At 60.9% G+C, this 17,571-nt stretch carries 16 protein-coding genes and 1 riboswitch; of the genes, 7 read left to right on the top strand and 9 right to left on the bottom strand.

The window, feature by feature from the left end; translation table 11 throughout:
* Positions 1-2: 2 nt before the first annotated feature.
* Positions 3-392, bottom strand: coding sequence for a fluoride efflux transporter CrcB (crcB, locus tag BJF91_RS03315; protein ID WP_075613041.1), 390 nt, complete (start codon positions 390-392; stop codon positions 3-5).
* An 11-nt stretch (positions 393-403) separates the two neighbouring features.
* Positions 404-2,236 (bottom strand): voltage-gated chloride channel family protein, encoded by a 1,833-nt coding sequence (locus BJF91_RS03320; RefSeq protein ID WP_075613042.1) that lies wholly within the window; start codon positions 2,234-2,236, stop codon positions 404-406.
* Positions 2,237-2,322: 86 nt separating this feature from the next.
* Positions 2,323-2,399, bottom strand: a riboswitch (Fluoride riboswitch).
* A gap of 612 nt (positions 2,400-3,011) precedes the next feature.
* Here BJF91_RS03320 and BJF91_RS03325 point away from each other — a divergent pair.
* On the top strand, positions 3,012-3,980 hold the full coding sequence (locus BJF91_RS03325; protein WP_075613043.1) for a flagellin N-terminal helical domain-containing protein: 969 nt from the start codon (positions 3,012-3,014) through the stop codon (positions 3,978-3,980).
* Positions 3,981-4,015: 35 nt separating this feature from the next.
* Here the strand turns inward: BJF91_RS03325 and BJF91_RS03330 are convergent, their stop codons facing one another.
* Positions 4,016-5,362: a chloride channel protein gene (locus BJF91_RS03330; RefSeq protein ID WP_075613044.1), complete on the bottom strand. Its 1,347-nt coding sequence runs from the start codon at positions 5,360-5,362 to the stop codon at positions 4,016-4,018.
* 267 nt (positions 5,363-5,629) lie between these two features.
* Between BJF91_RS03330 and BJF91_RS03340 the strand changes: the two genes are divergently transcribed.
* Together BJF91_RS03340 and BJF91_RS03345 are read left to right on the top strand one after the other, a co-directional pair.
* On the top strand, positions 5,630-6,919 hold the full coding sequence (locus BJF91_RS03340) for a phosphatidylglycerol lysyltransferase domain-containing protein (RefSeq protein ID WP_083943087.1): 1,290 nt from the start codon (positions 5,630-5,632) through the stop codon (positions 6,917-6,919).
* 69 nt (positions 6,920-6,988) lie between these two features.
* A complete protein-coding gene (locus BJF91_RS03345; RefSeq protein ID WP_075613046.1) occupies positions 6,989-7,198 on the top strand; it encodes a hypothetical protein in 210 nt (69 codons plus the stop codon).
* A 130-nt stretch (positions 7,199-7,328) separates the two neighbouring features.
* On the opposite strand, the gene betA is transcribed toward BJF91_RS03345, so the two are convergent.
* Positions 7,329-8,981 carry a choline dehydrogenase gene (gene betA, locus BJF91_RS03350; protein ID WP_075613047.1) on the bottom strand — a complete coding sequence of 551 codons (1,653 nt, stop codon included), beginning with the start codon at positions 8,979-8,981 and terminating at the stop codon, positions 7,329-7,331.
* A 52-nt stretch (positions 8,982-9,033) separates the two neighbouring features.
* On the opposite strand from betA, the gene BJF91_RS03355 reads away from it, so the two are divergent.
* The 3 genes from BJF91_RS03355 to BJF91_RS03365 all read left to right on the top strand — a co-directional run bounded on the left by BJF91_RS03355 (position 9,034) and on the right by BJF91_RS03365 (position 10,116).
* Complete coding sequence (locus BJF91_RS03355; RefSeq protein ID WP_075613048.1) at positions 9,034-9,279, top strand: type II toxin-antitoxin system RelE family toxin; 246 nt, start codon at positions 9,034-9,036, stop codon at positions 9,277-9,279.
* Between the two features lie 3 nt (positions 9,280-9,282).
* Positions 9,283-9,633: a helix-turn-helix domain-containing protein gene (locus BJF91_RS03360; RefSeq protein ID WP_075613049.1), complete on the top strand. Its 351-nt coding sequence runs from the start codon at positions 9,283-9,285 to the stop codon at positions 9,631-9,633.
* A gap of 78 nt (positions 9,634-9,711) precedes the next feature.
* Positions 9,712-10,116 (top strand): hypothetical protein, encoded by a 405-nt coding sequence (locus tag BJF91_RS03365; RefSeq protein WP_139310567.1) that lies wholly within the window; start codon positions 9,712-9,714, stop codon positions 10,114-10,116.
* 7 nt (positions 10,117-10,123) lie between these two features.
* Here BJF91_RS03365 and betB read toward each other — a convergent pair whose 3' ends face one another.
* From betB to betI, 4 genes are read right to left on the bottom strand one after another with little or no spacing between them, the layout of a single operon-like run.
* Complete coding sequence (betB, locus tag BJF91_RS03370) at positions 10,124-11,587, bottom strand: betaine-aldehyde dehydrogenase (RefSeq protein ID WP_075613112.1); 1,464 nt, start codon at positions 11,585-11,587, stop codon at positions 10,124-10,126.
* Positions 11,587-12,228 (bottom strand): glutathione S-transferase family protein, encoded by a 642-nt coding sequence (locus BJF91_RS03375; protein WP_075613051.1) that lies wholly within the window; start codon positions 12,226-12,228, stop codon positions 11,587-11,589. The genes betB and BJF91_RS03375 overlap by 1 nt, the downstream gene beginning before the upstream one ends.
* A gap of 2 nt (positions 12,229-12,230) precedes the next feature.
* A complete protein-coding gene (betC, locus tag BJF91_RS03380) occupies positions 12,231-13,760 on the bottom strand; it encodes a choline-sulfatase (protein ID WP_075613052.1) in 1,530 nt (509 codons plus the stop codon).
* Positions 13,757-14,347: a transcriptional regulator BetI gene (gene betI, locus BJF91_RS03385; protein WP_075613053.1), complete on the bottom strand. Its 591-nt coding sequence runs from the start codon at positions 14,345-14,347 to the stop codon at positions 13,757-13,759. The genes betC and betI overlap by 4 nt, the downstream gene beginning before the upstream one ends.
* A 178-nt stretch (positions 14,348-14,525) precedes the next feature.
* On the opposite strand from betI, the gene BJF91_RS03390 reads away from it, so the two are divergent.
* Entirely contained in the window at positions 14,526-16,337 is a 1,812-nt protein-coding gene (locus BJF91_RS03390) for a GGDEF domain-containing protein (protein WP_083943089.1), read from the top strand.
* Between the two features lie 20 nt (positions 16,338-16,357).
* Here BJF91_RS03390 and BJF91_RS03395 read toward each other — a convergent pair whose 3' ends face one another.
* Positions 16,358-17,485, bottom strand: a complete 1,128-nt coding sequence (locus tag BJF91_RS03395) for a DUF1963 domain-containing protein (protein WP_162843823.1) — start codon at positions 17,483-17,485, stop codon at positions 16,358-16,360.
* Between the last annotated feature and the right edge of the window lie 86 nt (positions 17,486-17,571).

Raw genomic sequence — 17,571 nt, forward strand, 5'->3', positions numbered from 1 at the left:
GCTTACCCGGCCTGTCCCTGACCGATCAGCCTGATCAAGGTAATCCCGGCGACGAGGCCTACCAAAGACAGAATCAGCGAAAGACTGACATAGCCCACGGCGAGGCCCCATTGGCCGCGGTCCCAGAGGGTGACGGCGTCCAGGGTAAAGGTTGAAAACGTGGTGAAGCCGCCGAGGATGCCTGTCGTCAGAAACAACCGCAGTTCTTGCGGCAGGCCGGAGCGCACCACGAAGAACTCGGCGAGCAGACCCATGGCAATCGAGCCTGCGATGTTGACGGTAAGCGTGCCCCAGGGGAAGCCGAAGCCGAGCAGGCGCGCCGCCCCGACATTGACGGCCTGGCGCAACACGCCGCCAAGCCCGGCGCCGAGAAAAACCACCAGATAGATCATGTTCGTCTCCTTCAGGATGCCCTGTCCGTCAACGCGTCCTGCGCCGTGACATCCTCGTTGACCAAATCCCCATGGTCCAAGGCCCACTGTTCCAGGTGTTTGTAAACAATCACCTTGTTTTTGAGGAGCGCACCATGGGTGCGGCAGAAGCTTTCGAGAACGTCACGCTCGGCGATCATTTCCACGCACATGGTCAGGTCGGGATTGGGAATTTCGAAGCCCTCGTCCTGCAGCTTGCCACTATTGGAATAGCCGAAATGGGTATGGTGGGCGACGGCATTGATGACACCGGCGGCCTTGGCCTGCAGCACAAGTTCTCGGTAGAGCGGCTTGGTGCCGAACCAGCCGCCTTTGCCCGCCATTTTCTCGCGAGGCTTCATATAGATCCGCACCATGCCGATGTCCTTGGCGTGAAGGCTGTGCTGGGTCACGGTGATGGGCCTCCTGTTTTGATCAGCGGATGGGGACGGCGGCTGGAGCTGGACGCTGCCGCCCTGTGTGCCAGGGTTCTGGCGGGAAAGGTCCCGCATATGGCGAACCGATACTCCGGCCGGAATATGCCTAGCGGCCGCCGTCTTCGGCACGCCGAGCCGCTGCGAGATATAGATGCTGGAATGGCCGCTGCAGAGATAGGCGACGAAGCAGGCAGTGGCGAGATAGACCGCGTGCGTTGCGCCGAACAGTTCGAGCCCCATGATCATGCAGGCCAGCGGCGTATTGGTCGCCCCGGCAAAGACCGCGACGAAACCCAACCCGGCAAACAGATCAACGGGAGCGCCGAGAATACCCGCCAGCGCGCCGCCAAGCCCGGCACCGATGTAAAACAGTGGCGTGACTTCGCCACCCTTGAAGCCGGCGCTGAGTGTGACGATGGTAAACAGCGCCTTCCAGGCCCAGCTGACATAGTCGACATGATCGGGCCGGAAGAAGCTGAGAATGGTGATGTCGCCAGGATTGGGCGACCAGACACCAAGGCCGAGATAGTCGCGAGTGCCAAGCAGGTATACGAGGCCGAGCAGGATGGCGCTGGCGAGAACCGGGCGCAGCGGCGCATACGGCAGCACCTTCTTGTAGGTCGCGGATGCCAGATGCGACAGCTCGGCAAAGGCGTGGGCGGCCAACCCGAACACTGCGCCCGCCACCACCACCTTTAGCAGCAGGACGAGATCGAGGTGAAAACCGCCGGCCTCATCGATCCCGTGCAGATAGGCGATGACGTAATGGACATGGCTTGCGCCCCAGGCATGGCAGGTCCAGTCGGCAACGATGGCGGCGAGCAGGGCAGGGAGCAGCGCTTCGTATTGCATCCGGCCGATGGTGAGCACTTCGAGCGCAAAGACGGCGCCGGCAATCGGCGTGCCGAACACGGCGCCAAAACCTGCGGCAATCCCGGCCATCAGCAGAATGCGCACGTCACCTGCTGTCAATCTGAACAGCCGCCCGAAGGCGCTGGCGAGACTGCCGCCGAGTTGCACCGCCGTGCCTTCGCGCCCCGCGGAGCCACCGACGAGATGGGTCAGTACCGTGGTGACGACAATGAACGGCGCCATGCGCAACGGCACACCGCCGCCCGGCTCGTGGATCTGATCGACAATCAGATTGTTGCCGCCTTCAGCCGATTTACCAAAGCGCTGATAAGCCCAGACCATCGCAAAGCCGGCGACCGGCATGGTGTAGATCAGCCAGGGAAAATCAAAGCGCAGCGCCGTTGCCTTATCGAGGCTCCACAGGAAAAGGGCGACGAAAGATCCGACCGTGGCAGCCATGGGCACGGTGACCAAAATCCACTTTGTCAGGCTGCGGATCTGGATGACGTGAAGACCTGAAAATGCCGAGCGCGCCATCACTTGGACACTCCCGCTGACTCGCCTGCTATCAGGAAAAATCGGAACTGAATTCTTGGCACGACTCTACTCCTTCGCGTGGTGTGCGTTGAGTAGGAGTCATCAGCTTCATCGGGGAAGCGGTTCGGCTTAATGCCCGGCAGAATCCATTACCGTTGCCGATTACTAAGCGCGGGTACCTGCAAAAGTCAAGGATGCCACTTGGGCTCTTATTGCAGGACCGGGCAAATGATCTTCGGGCAGACGAGGAGTCGCTATAGTTAATCCCGGAAATGTCTATTTCATGTTCCGTTCACCATCTTCCTTGGGTGCGACTTAACCTTAACGGCCCTATAAATTGCTCATGCGCCGAAAGGCGGATTTGGGGGGCTGTGGAGCCGCTCCGGATCGTCTGGGGACCGTTGTCAGGATCGAACAAAGCAGCCAGGTGCCGCCACCGCGCCAGGGCTACCCTTTGTCGTGCCTTTGGCTCCGAGACTCAGGCGTGCGCAGTGACGGTATAAGGTCTCGAGGCTGGGCTGGGTTCGAGACATTATCCAATATATCTAATGGGTTGAAGCATCGCGGGCGTCATTGTCGCGCGGGGCTGAGGCCACGCTGTGTCTATCGCCGATCTCACGTCCATGAAGGGCCTGAGACAGATGATTTTACCGGGTTGGGAGTGCTGTGCCGCTTGCGACCCGGTGCCGTGATCCGTTGGCTGACGGAAGGCATAAGCCGACTGCCTGTCGGAACAGGCAAGAATGCAGTGTATGTTCAGCATGTGAGTAAGTGTATGACGAGTAAGAATACTAATGTTGCTGCTCTTACGGCTCTTCAGAGCCTGCGCCATACCGAGGCCAGCCGTAACAGCAGCTTGGGCCGGGTCACCTCGGGTTACCGGGTGGCAACCGCGGCAGACGACGCCGCCTACTGGTCGATCGCCACGACCATGCGCTCCGACAACCGGTCGCTGTCTGCGGTACAGGATTCGCTCTCCATGGCCGCTGGCGTGCTCGACACGGCTTCGAGTGGCATGACCACATCCACGGATCTGATGATGCAGGTCAAGGCGCGGCTTGTGATGGCGCGCGAGAGCGGCGTTTCGCGCGACAAGATCAATACGGAGCTCAACGAAATCCGCGATCAGTTTCGCTCGATTGCCGAGTCCTCGACTTTCTCCCAGGAAAACTGGCTGTTGCGCTCCGAGACCAGCGACCGTGACGACCGCAATCTCGTCGGCTCCTTCGTGCGCGACCGTTCCGGCATGGTGAGCGTCAACACCATCGATTACCATATCGGTGGCAAGCCGGGGACATCCGAGGTCAATTACCTGATTGACGATGTCGACGGGGAGGGTGGTATTCTGACTGGGTCGGGCTTTGCCAAGGACCTCGGCACAGCCAAGACCTGGGTAATGTTCAACGGCGCGAAGGCGTCTACCAACTATGACGTGATCCGGCTCGATTCATCGTCGACGAATGCCGATATCGACGACATGATCAAGGTTGTCGATGCCATGGCGGAGCGTATGAACGGCGTGGCCAGCACGCTCGGTGCGATGGGAAACCGGGTCGACATGCAATACGAATTTTCCAAGGACCTGCAGGGCTCGCTCAGCAAGGGCGTCGGCAATATGGTCGATGCCGACATGGACCTGGAATCCAGCCGGCTGAAAGCGCTGCAGACCCGCGAGCAGCTGAACGTCAATTCTCTGTCGATCGTCAATACCAGCGTGCAATCCCTGTCGCAGCTCTTGCAATAGGCGGGTTGAGGGCAGGCAGAACGCCGGCTGCCCTATCACCCCTGTTCGCGGTCGGCGGCCCGGCCGGCGCGGATCGCTTCGGCCAGGAAGGGCCGCGATAGGCCGTGATAAAGCGGCTCGCGGGCCAGGAGCCGCGAGGTGGCATAGCCGAGCATGGCGGTGGCCATGATGGCAATGGCGCTGTCATGGCTGGCGGTCATTTCCATGATGATGACGAAGGCGGTCATCGGGGCCTGCACGACGCCAGCGAAATAGCCGGCCATGCCGAGGATGGCGCCAAGCGCGATGCTGGAACCGGTCAGGCTGGCGGCGGTGCTGCCAAGGCCGGCGCCGACCGACAGCGATGGTGCAAAGATGCCGCCGGGAATGCCCGAGATCATCGTCAGGAACGATGCGGCCAGCTTTTCCACGAAGTAGAATAGCGGCAGGGCCTGCCCCTCGACCGCGCCGCGCGCCTGTTCATAGCCGGTGCCGTAGGTGGCGCCGTGGGTGCTGATACCGATCAGGGCCACGCCGAGGCCGCAAAGAGCGGCCAGCACGACCGCACGCAGCAACGGCTTGGCCGACACTTGCGTCCAGCGGCGAATGCGGCGCGCGAGAGAGAGGGCGCCGGCGCTGAACAGCGCCCCGAAAGCGCCGCCGCCAATGCCGCAGACGCCGACCAGCAACCAGTCCTTCATGCCCGACAGAACAGGATTGGCGGTGCCGAAATAGGTATAGCTGCCGACCATGCCGAGCGCTGCCAGACCGGATACGATGACGGCGATCAGCACGAGGCTGTTGACGCGGGAATGATAGGTCTTGCTCATCTCCTCGATGGCAAACACGATCCCGGCCAGCGGTGTGTTGAAGGCGGCGGCGATGCCGGCAGCCGAGCCCGCCAGGATCAGCCCATCGGCGCGCGCCATCCCGCCAAGCCGCGCGCAAAACAGCATGATCGAGGCGCCGACCTGGACCGTCGGTCCTTCGCGGCCGATCGAACCGCCGCAAAACAGACCGATGACCGTCAGCAGGATCTTGCCGACCGCGATCCGCATCGACAGCAGCCGAGACCGTCCGGCGGGACTGTCGACATGACGCGCGGCGATCGCCTGCGGAATGCCGGAACCTTGCGAGGCCGGAAACACCCGCGCCGCCAGAAGTGCGCAAAGGGCGAAACCAGCAGGCGTCAGCAGTAGTGGGATCAGGAAATTCCAGCTGCCGGCATGGGTGAGGGCATGAAACAGCGCCTGCGCCCGGTCAGCCAGCCAGGCAAAGCCGACGCTGACCACGCCGATGGCACCGGCACCGGCCCAGAACACCAGCCGCATCTTCCACATCCGCCAGGAACCGCCCAGCGCTTTTGAGCGCCGAAGCATTTTCGAGGGCGTGGAACGCGGCATGATCAATCTCCCGGCAGGTGGTGAAGCTTTGGGTCTACGGGATAATGCCGCAGATACCAATGCAGAGGGGCGAAAATTCAAGGCCTGTCGCATATGGGCCACGCGAGGAATCCGAAATGCGGCACGAAGGAGCGGCTGATGGCAGCGCCCTTGCTTTCGTCGCTTACTTCTTGTTCACGATCCGACTTCACAACATTTTTACCGGCCACTGCCATAAGCAGTGGTCTGTGAAAAACCTCTAATATTCGGCTGGGAGACGCAGGGCGGATGACGGATGCGATAGTGACCGGCCTCGATGTCGCGCGCGATGTGGTGCCCTTGCCCAGAGATGCTGGCGCCTCAGGGACGGCATCCGTGAAGCTGATGCGCCTGGCGGCGGGACTGGGGCTTGCAGCCCTCTCGCTGATCTCTGTCGAATTCCTGTTTGAGCCGCTGGCGGAACTCGGCCTTGTCTACAAGCTCCATACCGGTCTTGGCGGCGCCAGTCTGGCGAGCCTGTCATTGCTGGGAGCCATGGCGGCAGGACGGGCGATGCAGCGCCAGATCCGACCCCAGCGTCCCGGGCCGACACCCTGCGCGTTGCAGCAGGCCAGCCAAATAGTCTATGCCCACTCGCACGCCGCTGCCGGTCTTGTGGCGCTCGGTGACAAGCAAATCCTGTTTTCCCAGGCCGGCGATGCCTTCCTGATGTATGCACGCCGCGGCCGCCGCTTCATCGTGTTGTTCGATCCGGTCGGCCCGCGTTCCGCCTGGCCGGGACTGGTCATGGCCTTGCTGCGACAGGCGAAGGCCTCCGGCTGCCGTGTCGCTTTCTACCAGGTCTCTGCAGACTTTCTGCCTGTGGCGGCAGATGCCGGCCTGCGGCTGTTCAAACTCGGTGATCAGGCAATCGTTGACCTCACCCGCTTCGATCTCAAAGGTGGCGACTGGCTAAAACTGCGCCGCTCGATCAACCGTGCCGAACGCGACGGGCTGGAATTTTCGGTGATCGCACCCGAGGCCGTGCCTGATGTGATCGATGAACTGGGCTATGTCTCCGATGTCTGGCTTGCCCATCATCAGGCTGGCGAGAAGGGCTTTTCGCTCGGCACTTTCCAGCGCAGCTATGTTGCCGCGCATCCGGTCGCGGTGATCCGGCTGCATGGCCGCATCGTGGCCTTTGCCAATATTCTGACCACTGACGACCGTGAGGAGGCCTTCATCGACCTGATGCGGCATCTGCCCGGCACCCATCGCGGTATGATGGACCTGCTGTTCGTCAAAATCATGCTGCATCTGAAAGCCGAAGGTTATAGCCGCCTCGATCTCGGCATGGCGCCCCTGTCGGGCCTCTCCAGCCGGGAGAGTGCCCCGCTTTGGCACCGCCTCGGCCGTCTCATCTATGAAAACGGCGAACGGCTCTACAATTTCAAGGGTGTCCACGCCTTCAAGGCCAAATTCGACCCGGACTGGCAACCCCGCTATCTCGCCGTCAGCCGCAAAAGCGAAGCCTTGCCCGCGGTGGTCGACACCGCACTCCTGATCAGCGGCGGTGTACGGCGGTTGATGAGGCGGTAGGGTTAGGCCCACTTTTTCTGATCCGACTGATCCGCTACATTGCATAGAAAGTGATTGGGTCGGTGCGTGATGCGAACGCTGGTAAATCTTGATGACGCGGTAGCCTTGGAACTCGACCGTATCGCCAAGGCAGAAAAAACTTTACGGGCGGTGCTTATCCTAACGGGTATTGCGCTGTTGTTGCAGGAGCGCAAACGGTCTGATCTGGAGCGCGCTTTCGGTCTGTGGACCGACGAGCGTGATGGCGTGGCCTACCAGCGCGATCTGCGCCGCGCATAACCGCTGAAACTCCCCGATGCCATCATCTGGGCCAGGGCAATGGCACATGACCAACTGCTGGTCGCCCGCGATGCCAAGGGCATCCAGGCTGATCAACCTGGCATCCGTATTTCCCTATCGCCTTTGATGCTCACCGATCACTCAACTGCCAATCCGGATTGATCCAAGGCTCCTGATTGCTGCGGGGCAGGGGCTGCTTGCCGAGAATATGGTCTGACGCCTTCTCGCCGGTCATGATCGAGGGACCGTTGAGATTGCCATAGGTCACATGCGGGAAGATCGAGCTATCCGCCACGCGCAGGCCTTCGACGCCGATCACTTTGGTCGCGGGATCGACAACCGCCATCGGATCATCGGCGCGGCCCATTTTGCAGGTGCCGCAGGGGTGATAGGCCCCCTCCAGATGCTCGCGCAGGAAGGAGTCGATTTCGTCGTCCGTTTGCGCCTTCGGTCCCGGCGCGATCTCGCCGCCCATGTAAGGCGTGAAGGCGGGTTGAGCGAAAATCTCGCGGGTGATCCTCACCGCATGGCGGAATTTCACCCAGTCCTCAGGGTCGCTCATATAGTTGAAGCGCAGCACCGGCGCGTCTTTCACGTCAGGCGAGCGTAGGGTCACGGAGCCGCGCGATTTCGACATGTTGTAGCCGACATGCGCCTGAAACCCATGGCCCTCCGCTGCCGATTTGCCATCGTAAGACACCGCAATCGGCAGGAAGTGATACTGGATGTCAGGCCATTTTACGCCCGGTGCCGAGCGAATGAAGGCGGCCGCCTCGAACTGGTTGGACGTGCCAAGCCCCGTCTTGAAGAATAGCCATTGCGCCCCCACCACGCCCTTCCAGAACCAGTTGTTCCGGGAATGCAGGGTGATCGGCAGTTTCGATTTGAACTGATGGTAATATTCGAGATGGTCCTGCATGTTCTGGCCCACGCCTGGCCGATCCGCCACGACGTCGATGCCCATGTCGCGCAGATGCGCCGCTGGGCCTACGCCTGACAGCATCAGGATTTTCGGTGAGTTGAAGGTCGAGGCTGCGACGATGACTTCGCGGTTGGCGCGGATCACCTCGATCTTGCCGCCGATCTCCACTTCAACGCCGACGGCCTTCAACCCCTCGAACACCACGCGCCTGGCATAGCAGCGGATCAGACGGCAGTTTTCACGCTTCAGCGCGGGCTTGAGGTAAGCATTGGCAGCAGACCAGCGGCGGCCGGCCCAGCTCGTCTGCTCCATCAGGCCGAAGCCTTCCTGTTGGCGGCCGTTATAGTCCTCGGTGACCGGAAAACCCGCCTGCCGCCCCGCGTCGATAAACGCCTTGTAGAGCGGGTTCTTCACCTCTCCACGCCGCACATGCAGCGGGCCATCGGTGCCACGCCAGCCATCCTCGCCGCCGTGGGAATGTTCCATGCGCTTGAAATAGGGCAGCACGTCGGCATAGGCCCAGCCGGTGGCGCCCAGCTCATCCCAACGGTTGAAATCCTCGGCATGGCCGCGCACGTAGACCATGCCATTGATGGACGAAGACCCGCCCACCACCTTGCCGCGTGGCGCAATCATCCGGCGATTGTTGAGATGCGGCTCGGGTTCCGACAAGTAGCCCCAGTTATAGCGATCCATATTCATGGGAAAGGCCAGCGCCGCCGGCATCTGCACGAAAGGGCCGATGTCGGAGCCGCCGAATTCCAGCACGATGACCGTGTGCTTGCCATCCTCCGACAGACGGTAAGCCATGGCCGAGCCTGCCGAGCCGGAACCGATGATGACGAAATCTGCATTTTGCATGGTGTCAGGTCCGATAGGTTGAAAAACTATAGCTATTTGCTATACTCGCAACATGAAGAGAGTGGAGTACACCAAGGCTGCCACCAAAGTGATGGACCGGATGCAGCCCAAGCGCCGGGATGCTATACGGCTGAAAGTCGATGCCTTCGCGCGGGGCGAGCGTGTCGATGTGAAAAAGCTGAAGGGCAGCCCACTGCTCAGAATTCGCGTCGGTGATGACCGGGTAATCCTCGATGAGCAAACGATGTTGGTCATTGTCGTCGAAGTCGGGCCGCGCGGCGGTATCTACAAGGAGTGAACCATGGGCGAACTGCGCAAGACGGTCATCGACGGCGAGACCTATGTTCTTATCCCCGAGGATGACTACGAAGACCTGATCGATACGATCAAGGCCGAGCGAGTGATGGCCCGTGTCCGGGCGGGCGAAGAAACCTGGCCATCTGAACTCGTCTACGAATTGTGGGAAACCGACAGCCGCATCCGCACCTTCCGCACTTACCGCAACCTCTCCGTTTCTGACCTTGCCGCGGCCGCCGGCATTTCCCAGCCCTATCTGTCGGAAATCGAAAGCGGCAAGAAGACCGGCTCCGTCGACGTGCTGAAACGCATCGCCACCGCGCTCAAGGTCGATCTCGACGATATTGTCGTGTGACGGATTATACGGCTTTGGGCGCAAAAATTGGCTATCGGCATTTGAAGCCGAGTTGGAGCCGATGTTGACGAAATCTGCTTGATCAATCATTTGTTATTCCAGCAACTGCCACTTGTGCCGATGTCGACCGGAGATGATGTCATGGGTAATCAGAAAGCGCGGGAGACACGGTCTCCGCCGGAAGATAAAAAGCATTCGCTCGAACGCGACTGCCGCGATGGTTATGGCGAAAACAACAAGTCCAAGCGCAAAGCCATTCCTCTTTTCAAAGCGCAATCCAATCGACGGGGCCGTCACGCGGCCAAGGTCGCTATCGTCTCGCTCGTTGACGATGACTCGGTCGACGAAATGAACAAACTTGCAATCGCTGAGCATTTGGCACTGCATCCCCAAAAAAGGAAAAGTTCGGATCTGCCGTTGTCGGAATTCTTTGAGCATCAGCGTATCCGGCGTTCTTGGCGGTTGGGGCTTGGCAAGGACTAAACTCCGTTCAATACGGCGCTTCACACTTGCCCATGCCGACATAAACAGTCTTCAACTCCGAATAATGCTCCAGCGCGGCCAACGAATTCTCGCGGCCGAAGCCGGATTGCTTGGAGCCGCCGAAGGGCATTTCCACCGGGCAGAGATTGTAGGTGTTGATCCACAGCGTACCGGCTTCCAGCTGGTCCACGACACGGTGGGCGCGGCTGATGTCTGATGTAAACACGCCACCGGCGAGGCCGAATTCTGTGGCATTGGCGCGGGCGATCACGTCTGTCTCGTCGTCGAAATCCAGCACGCACATCACGGGGCCGAAGATTTCCTCCCGCGCGATGGTCATGTCGTCGGTGACATCGGCAAACACGGTCGGCTGGATGAAGGCGCCAGTGCCGGAAGCGCTGTTGGGAATGCCGCCGCCCGTTACCAGCGTCGCGCCCTCAGCCTTGCCCTTGTCGATATAAGAGAGAACCTTTTCCCGCTGCGCCATCGAGACCAGCGGCCCCATCTGGGTCACCTCATCCTGGGGATCGCCGATGACGATCGCCTCGGTGCGGGCCTTCAGGCGCTCCAGGAACGTGGCCTTGATCGCGCGATGCACGAAGACCCGCGTGCCATTGGAGCAGACCTGGCCGGTCGAATAGAAATTCGCCAGCATCGCGCCCGAGATCGCGCTGTCGATATCGGCATCATCGAACACGATCAGCGGTGATTTGCCGCCAAGCTCCATGGTCACGTGCTTCAGATGCCCCGCAGCCGCTGCCGCCACCTTGCGGCCTGTCGGCACCGAGCCGGTCAGCGATACCTTGGCGACGTCAGGGTGGTTGACCAGCAAGGGCCCGGTGTCGCGATCGCCCTGGATGACGTTGAACACGCCCTTGGGCGCACCCGCCTCGATCAGGATTTCGGCGATTTTCAGAGCGCCGAGCGGCGTCATTTCCGAGGGTTTGAACACCATGGCATTGCCGGCGGCCAGCGCCGGGGCCGATTTCCAGCAGGCGATCTGCTGCGGATAGTTCCAGGCGCCTATGCCGACGCAGACGCCAAGTGGAACGCGCTTCGTATAGGCAAAATCATTGCCCAGCGGAATGTGGCTGCCGTTCAATCCTGCCGCAGCGATGCCGCCGAAGAACTCGAAACTGTCGGCGCCCGATGTCGGGTCGGCCACGATGGTTTCCTGGATAGGCTTGCCGGTGTCGAGCGTTTCCAGCTCAGATAGTTCGCGGTTGCGCTCCCGCATGATTTCGGCAGCTTTTTTGAGCACCCGGCCGCGTGCGGTGGGCGACAGCGCCGCCCATTCCTTCTGCGCCCGCTTGGCAGACGCAATGGCCTTTTCGACGATCGCAGGTGTTGCGGCATGCAGGCGTGCGATCACTTCGCCGGTGGCGGGATAGACGCTCTCGATCACGGTGCCTGATGTATCTTCGACATAGGCGCCGTCGATGAAATGGGAGGCTGTCGGTTGGGCTTTCATCATAAAACTCGCAATTCTTCGTAGGAAACCATCACATGCTCGCGAAAGGCCGGGCGCGTGGTCAGGTTCTGGTAATAGCGGTGAAGGGCAGGGCGCTCGGGGCGCATGATGTCGATATCGAAATAGCGAAACAGCACATGGCCGAACTGAATATCGGCCAGGGTCAGGTCGTCACCGACCAGAAAGGCGTGCTGCTCCAGCCGCTGTTCGGCAATGTCGAGCTTTGCGCCGAGCACATCCAAGGCCTTTGCAATGGCGGCGGGATCTCTGTCTTTGGGCGCCGTCCGCACGACGCGCCAAAAAATTGGCGAGGTGAATTCAAGGGCAATATTGATCTTCGACCATTCGGCCCACATGTCGACCTGTGCGCGCGCCGCCATATCGTCCGGCCAGAATGGCGAAGAGGCATAGCGGCTGGCGAGATAGCGCAGGATGGCGCCGGTCTCGAACAGGGCCTCGCCATCGCCATCTTTTAGGACCGGCACCGTGCCATTCGGGTTCATCGCCAGAAAGTCCGGTGTGTCGTTGCCGCCATAGCGATGGCCGACGTCATGGCGCTGATAATCGAGACCAAGCTCGCCGACGCACCACATCAAGGCCTGCACATTGGAAGAAGACTGTCTGCCCCAGATGGTCAGCATGATCACTCTCCCCGGGGGTAGCGTTTGCTCTCTTCGAGCACGTTCAGGTCCATATGGTTGCGCATGTAGCGCTCGGAAGCCTTTTGCAGCGGCTGGTGGTCCCAGGGGTAATAGGCGCCGTTGCGCAGTGCCTCGTAGACCACCCAGCGCCGCGCCTGGCTTTCGCGCACGGCCTCGTCGAAGCGGGCCATGTCCCAGCGGGCCTTGCGCTTGGCGATGAAGCCGAGCAGCACCTCCGTATAAGCCGGGTCGGCGGCGAGATTGGTCAGTTCGCGCGGGTCGGCGTCGAGGTCGAACAGCTGGTCAGGGTCGAGCGCGCAATGCACATATTTCCACTTGCCCTCGCGGATCGCGACCAGCGGCGCAAAGGAGCCTTCGGCGGCATATTCCATCAGCACGGGCGCGCTACGCGCTTCACCGCCGATCATGCCGGTCAGGCTGATGCCGTCGGTCCAGGGCATGACCGCGTCCATGGAAATGCCCGCGAGATCGCAGAGCGTCGGCGTCACATCGAGATTGGAGGTTGGGGTCAGATGCTGGCCGGGAGCGATGCCGGGACCGGCCACCATCAGCGGCACTCGGGCCGAGCCCTCGAAGAAGTTCATCTTGAACCACAGACCGCGCTCGCCCAGCATATCGCCATGGTCGGAGCAGAACAGGATCAGCGTATTGTCGAGCATTCGGGTGCGCGTCAGCGTATCGATCAGCGCCCCGACCTTGTCGTCGATATAGGAGATATTGGCGAAATAGGCCCGGCGCGAACGGCGGACATCCTCTTCGGTGACCGTGAAATTGTCGTAGTCGCAGGCATGGATCAGCCGCTTGGAATGCGGGTCCTGCGCGTCAAAGGGGATGTCGCCGACCTCGGGCAGGAGATGCTCGCAATCCTCGTAGAGATCCCAGTGTTTCTTGCGCGCCACATAGGGGTCGTGCGGGTGGGTGAAGGACACCGTCAGGCACCAGGGGCGGCGGGCCGGATCGTCGCTTTCGCGGGCGAGATGATAGAGCTTCTGCTCGGCCAGAAAGGCGACTTCGTCGTCGTATTCCATCTGGTTGGTGATTTCGGCCACGCCCGCGCCCGTTACCGAGCCCAGATTGTGATACCACCAGTCGATCCGCTCGCCGGGCTTGCGGTAATCGGGCGTCCAGCCGAAATCGGCGGGGTAGATGTCGGTGGTCAGCCGTTCCTCGAAGCCGTGCAGCTGGTCCGGCCCGACGAAATGCATCTTGCCAGATAACGCCGTGTAATAGCCGGCGCGGCGCAGATGATGCGCATAGGTCGGAATGGACGACACATATTCCGCCGCGTTGTCATAGACCTGCGTGCGGCTCGGCAACTGCCCCGCCATGAAAGAGGCCCGTGCCGGTGCGCAGAGTGGCGAAGACGTGTAATTGTTGATGAAGCGGGCCGAGCGCGCCGCCAGCGCCTTCAGATGTGGGGCATGCAGCCAGTCTGCCGGGCCGTCTGGAAACAGCGTGCCGTTCAGCTGGTCGACCATGATGATCAGGATATTGGGCTTGGTCATGGTCAAGGCTTCCTGTGATTGTTCAGCTGTCCGGCGACATAATCCTCGACCAGTGTGACAGAGGCATCAATCGAGAGCGGCGCGGCCTTCAGGCTCTGGCGAATGTAAAGACCGTCGATCATCGCCGCCGTGCCCTCGGCAATCCGTTCGGCATTGGTGCGATCCGTCAGCGCAGTGAGCGCGTCGACCAGGTTGGAGCGCAGCCGGCGGGCGTAGACGATCAGCAACCGGCGGGTCGCCTCCGAGCGCTGCGCCTCTGAGTAGAAGGCAAGCCACGCCGCCACCGTCTCTGGCGTGAATTGATCGGCCTGAAAGCTGACCCGGATCACGGCGGAAATCCGCTCCGCCGGCGTTGTCGCGCGGGCGAGGGCGGCAGCTGTATCGTCGCGCAATTGTCTGAGCAGCGAGCGGATCGTCTCGATCAGCAACTGTTCCTTGGAGCCGAAATAGTGATGGGCAAGCGCTGGCGACACGCCGGCATTGCGGGCGATTTGCGACATTGTCACGGTCAGCGAGCCGTGCTCCCCAATCGCTTTCAGCGCGGCGTCGACCAAGGCCTTTCGTCTGACCGGCTCCATTCCCAGTTTCGGCATTGGATGTCCCTCTTGATGTCAGTCAATCTATTCTTGATTGATCCATCAATCAATAAAAATTCCACCCAATAATTGCCAGCTCAGGTGTCACAAAAGTTTCACGCCCGATAAAGATTTCCTTCAGGCTTTCGGTTCACGGTCCCCTTGATTTTATAGGTTTAGACAAGGGATTATTGCGATGGCGGCGATTGCGACGGAACGCGGAGTATTGCGCCGTTATGCCAGCGATCAGCTGCTCACCCTGGCAAAGGTCGTGATGGAAAATGCCATGCAGCCGATCGTGGAAGTCCAGACGGGCACGGTCTTCGGCTATGAGACGTTGATGCGAGGCCAGGAGCGGCTCGGCTTTGAAAGCCCGCTTGAAATCCTCGATCAGGCCCATCAGGCCGGACAATTGCTGGCGCTGGAACAGATGGTCGCCAGCCGGGCACTGGCCAAGTTCGCAAGCCTTCCCGACCACGCCGCCTATACGCTGTTTCTCAATCTGGATGTGCGGCTGATCGCCTCCTTCGATGTCGTGGTCGATGGTCTCCTGGCGCATCTGCGTGCCGCCGGCATCGCCCCATCCTCTGTCTGCTTCGAGCTGTCGGAACGGTTCGACAATACCGAAGTGCCCGAGTTTGCCGGCCTGATCGCAAAGCTGCGCTATGCCGGCTTCAAGCTCGCCATCGACGATTTCGGCGTCGGCCATGCCGAGATGAAACTGCTTTGCGATTACCCGATCGATTATCTGAAAATCGACAGGCACTTCATCGCCGGTCTCGATGGCCATTCGCGCAAGCGCCATCTGGTCAAGAACATCGTTCAGACCGCGCATGTGCTGGGCGTCAGGGTGATTGCCGAGGGCATCGAGACGGAGGCCGAATTCATTGCCTGCCGGGAGCTTGGCGTCGATCTGGTCCAGGGCTGGTACATTGCCCGGCCCACCACCCATGTCGCCGAGTTGCAGGCCGCCTATCCGCATCTGAAGGATATCGGCCCTTCGCGCCGCTCCAGCCAGTCGCTCGACGAAATCCTGATCCGCAAGCAGATCGAGCGCCTGCCGACCGTCTATGAAAATGATAGCGTCGACAGCGTTTTCGATCTCTTCCGCCGCAATCCGCGCCAGTCGTTCTTTCCGGTGCTCAACGCCAATGGCGAGCCGCGCGGCATCATCCATGAAGTGCATCTGAAGGAATATATCTATCAGCCTTTCGGCCGCGACCTGTTGAAGAACAAGGTCTATGAGCGGACCATTTCGCAATTCGTCGACCATGCCCCGGTCGTCGGGCTCGATGCCGATGCCGACCGGCTGATGGCGATCTTTTCCAATACCGAAGGCAGCGACTGCGTGCTTTTGACCGAAAATCTGCGCTATGCCGGCGTGGTTTCGGCGGCCTCCCTGGTGCGCATCATCAACGAAAAACAGCTGAAGACCGCCCAGGAACAGAACCCGCTGACCGGCTTGCCGGGCAACCGCGCCATCCGCGACTTCATGCGCGACAGCGGCCGTGACAGCGACGGTCTCAGGCATTTCTGCTACTGCGATTTCGACAGCTTCAAGCCTTTCAACGACCACTATGGCTTCCATCTCGGCGACCACGCGATCTCGCTGTTTGCCGCGCTGATGCGTCGCTATTTCTTCTCCGAGGGCGTGTTTCTCGGCCATGTCGGCGGCGACGATTTCTTCATCGGCCTGACCGACTGGACCGCTGAGGAACTTGGCGAAATCCTCGACCGGCTGCTGTCCGATTTCCACGCCGACGTCGTCGCGCTCTATTCACCTGAGGATCGGGCGCAGGGCCGGATCCGCGGCACTGACCGCCACGGCGTTGCCCGCGATTTTCCGCTGATGCGCTGCTCGATCGGGGTGCTGCAATTGCCCAAGGGCCTTGTCATCGACGATATCGGCCGCCTCTCCTCGGAAATCGCCAGCGTCAAGAAAAGCGCCAAGGACAGCGAGAGCGGCCTCCACGTCTCAGGCCTGCGCTCGCCTTGGCCAGTCGGTTGATAGAAGCATGAAGAACCCCATCAATCGGTCTGATAGACGATGACGGCCTTCGAGAAATCGCGCTTTTTCAGGTCCGTGCGGCGGATCATGATATAGTAGCCGCCATTGAAATCGACGGCATCGGTATCGTAACCGGTGATCGACAAAAGCGGGATCCAGTTTTCGATCGGCCCGGCCAGCCCCCGAATGGTCGGAATGAAACTATCGTTGTGCGGCAAATCGTAGTGAATGTCCGCGGCGCCGAGATCGATGGCCGGGTCATATTGGACGAGGTCCGGCCAGCCGAGAAGCTGGCAACCAGCGCCCGGACTGGCGGTGCGCGCCTCGAGCCAAGCGTTATGCGGCGGCTCCTGCGGATAGGCAAAGCGGGTCATCATCGGGTAGGTCCCGCTGCCCGGTAACGTATAGGAAAAGCGTGGCTCGATCCGGGCGGGCGGCAGGCGCATCGCCTCTTCGTCACTTTCGCCCTCTCGCCGCTCGCCCCAGGTCGGCATGCCGAGATCGGGAATCGGGCGGCGCTTCAACTCGACCTGCGGATCGTCGAGATAGATCAGCGCCAGGGACTTTTCCTTTTCCTGCTCACCGAACCAGGGCAGCATCACCAGATCGTAGAACACCAGCAGCCGGCCGCTGGTCGGCAGATCGGGATCGAGCGGCCCGGCTGCAGCTGCGGCGGCAAAATCGACCTGCAGCATGAAGGCGAGCGGTGCCTCTCGATTGGCCAGCGGCTCCTTCTCAGCAATTTCTTTTTTGTAATAGTCGCTGGGCTTTTCCGCGTCGAGCTTGCGCAGCACCTCCACATCCCGCTTCCCGGAGGCCGACGGTTGGCGCATCGGCCAAGCCAGCGCCTCGGGCAGATCGGGTGCACCGCCGATCTTGCTGGCGCCGACCGGAATCTCTGAATCGGCAGAGGCCTTCGTAATCAGCATCGTGGTGGGACGCGCCAGATGCAGCAGGGTTACCCGGTCGAGCGGCCCGACGCCAAAGCTCTTCAGGGAGGCGTCGAGCTCATCCTTCGTCTTGAAAAATTCCGCCATCTTCGGTGTTTCCGCCAGCGCGCCTGACGTAAAGGCCGTTGCCATGCAGGCGGTGCCGATCAATAGACTGCGGCGGCTAAGGCCGCGCGGGGCGTCAAGTTTCCGATCCATCGAGCCATCCCGGATATGAACAAAAATCCGCATCGGCGCTGGACTTGGCTTCACGTGCCGTCAATGATCCCGCGTCGATCCGTCTT

It is taken from the genome of Gillisella taibaishanensis, assembly GCF_001938985.1.
In the GTDB taxonomy this organism is placed as follows: domain Bacteria; phylum Pseudomonadota; class Alphaproteobacteria; order Rhizobiales; family Rhizobiaceae; genus Allorhizobium; species Allorhizobium taibaishanense.

Bases quoted from the DNA above. Each gene is read 5' to 3' on its own strand.
- BJF91_RS03375 (WP_075613051.1), bottom strand. From the start codon at position 12,228: ATGCTGACCATCTGGGGCAGACAGTCTTCTTCCAATGTGCAGGCCTTG.
- BJF91_RS03330 (WP_075613044.1), bottom strand. From the start codon at position 5,362: ATGCCGCGTTCCACGCCCTCGAAAATGCTTCGGCGCTCAAAAGCGCTG.
- BJF91_RS03360 (WP_075613049.1), top strand. From the start codon at position 9,283: ATGGGCGAACTGCGCAAGACGGTCATCGACGGCGAGACCTATGTTCTT.
- betI (WP_075613053.1), bottom strand. From the start codon at position 14,347: ATGCCGAAACTGGGAATGGAGCCGGTCAGACGAAAGGCCTTGGTCGAC.
- betB (WP_075613112.1), bottom strand. From the start codon at position 11,587: ATGAAAGCCCAACCGACAGCCTCCCATTTCATCGACGGCGCCTATGTC.
- BJF91_RS03390 (WP_083943089.1), top strand. From the start codon at position 14,526: ATGGCGGCGATTGCGACGGAACGCGGAGTATTGCGCCGTTATGCCAGC.
- crcB (WP_075613041.1), bottom strand. From the start codon at position 392: ATGATCTATCTGGTGGTTTTTCTCGGCGCCGGGCTTGGCGGCGTGTTG.
- BJF91_RS03355 (WP_075613048.1), top strand. From the start codon at position 9,034: ATGAAGAGAGTGGAGTACACCAAGGCTGCCACCAAAGTGATGGACCGG.
- BJF91_RS03395 (WP_162843823.1), bottom strand. From the start codon at position 17,485: ATGGATCGGAAACTTGACGCCCCGCGCGGCCTTAGCCGCCGCAGTCTA.
- betA (WP_075613047.1), bottom strand. From the start codon at position 8,981: ATGCAAAATGCAGATTTCGTCATCATCGGTTCCGGCTCGGCAGGCTCG.
- BJF91_RS03340 (WP_083943087.1), top strand. From the start codon at position 5,630: ATGACGGATGCGATAGTGACCGGCCTCGATGTCGCGCGCGATGTGGTG.
- BJF91_RS03325 (WP_075613043.1), top strand. From the start codon at position 3,012: ATGACGAGTAAGAATACTAATGTTGCTGCTCTTACGGCTCTTCAGAGC.
- BJF91_RS03320 (WP_075613042.1), bottom strand. From the start codon at position 2,236: ATGGCGCGCTCGGCATTTTCAGGTCTTCACGTCATCCAGATCCGCAGC.
- BJF91_RS03345 (WP_075613046.1), top strand. From the start codon at position 6,989: ATGCGAACGCTGGTAAATCTTGATGACGCGGTAGCCTTGGAACTCGAC.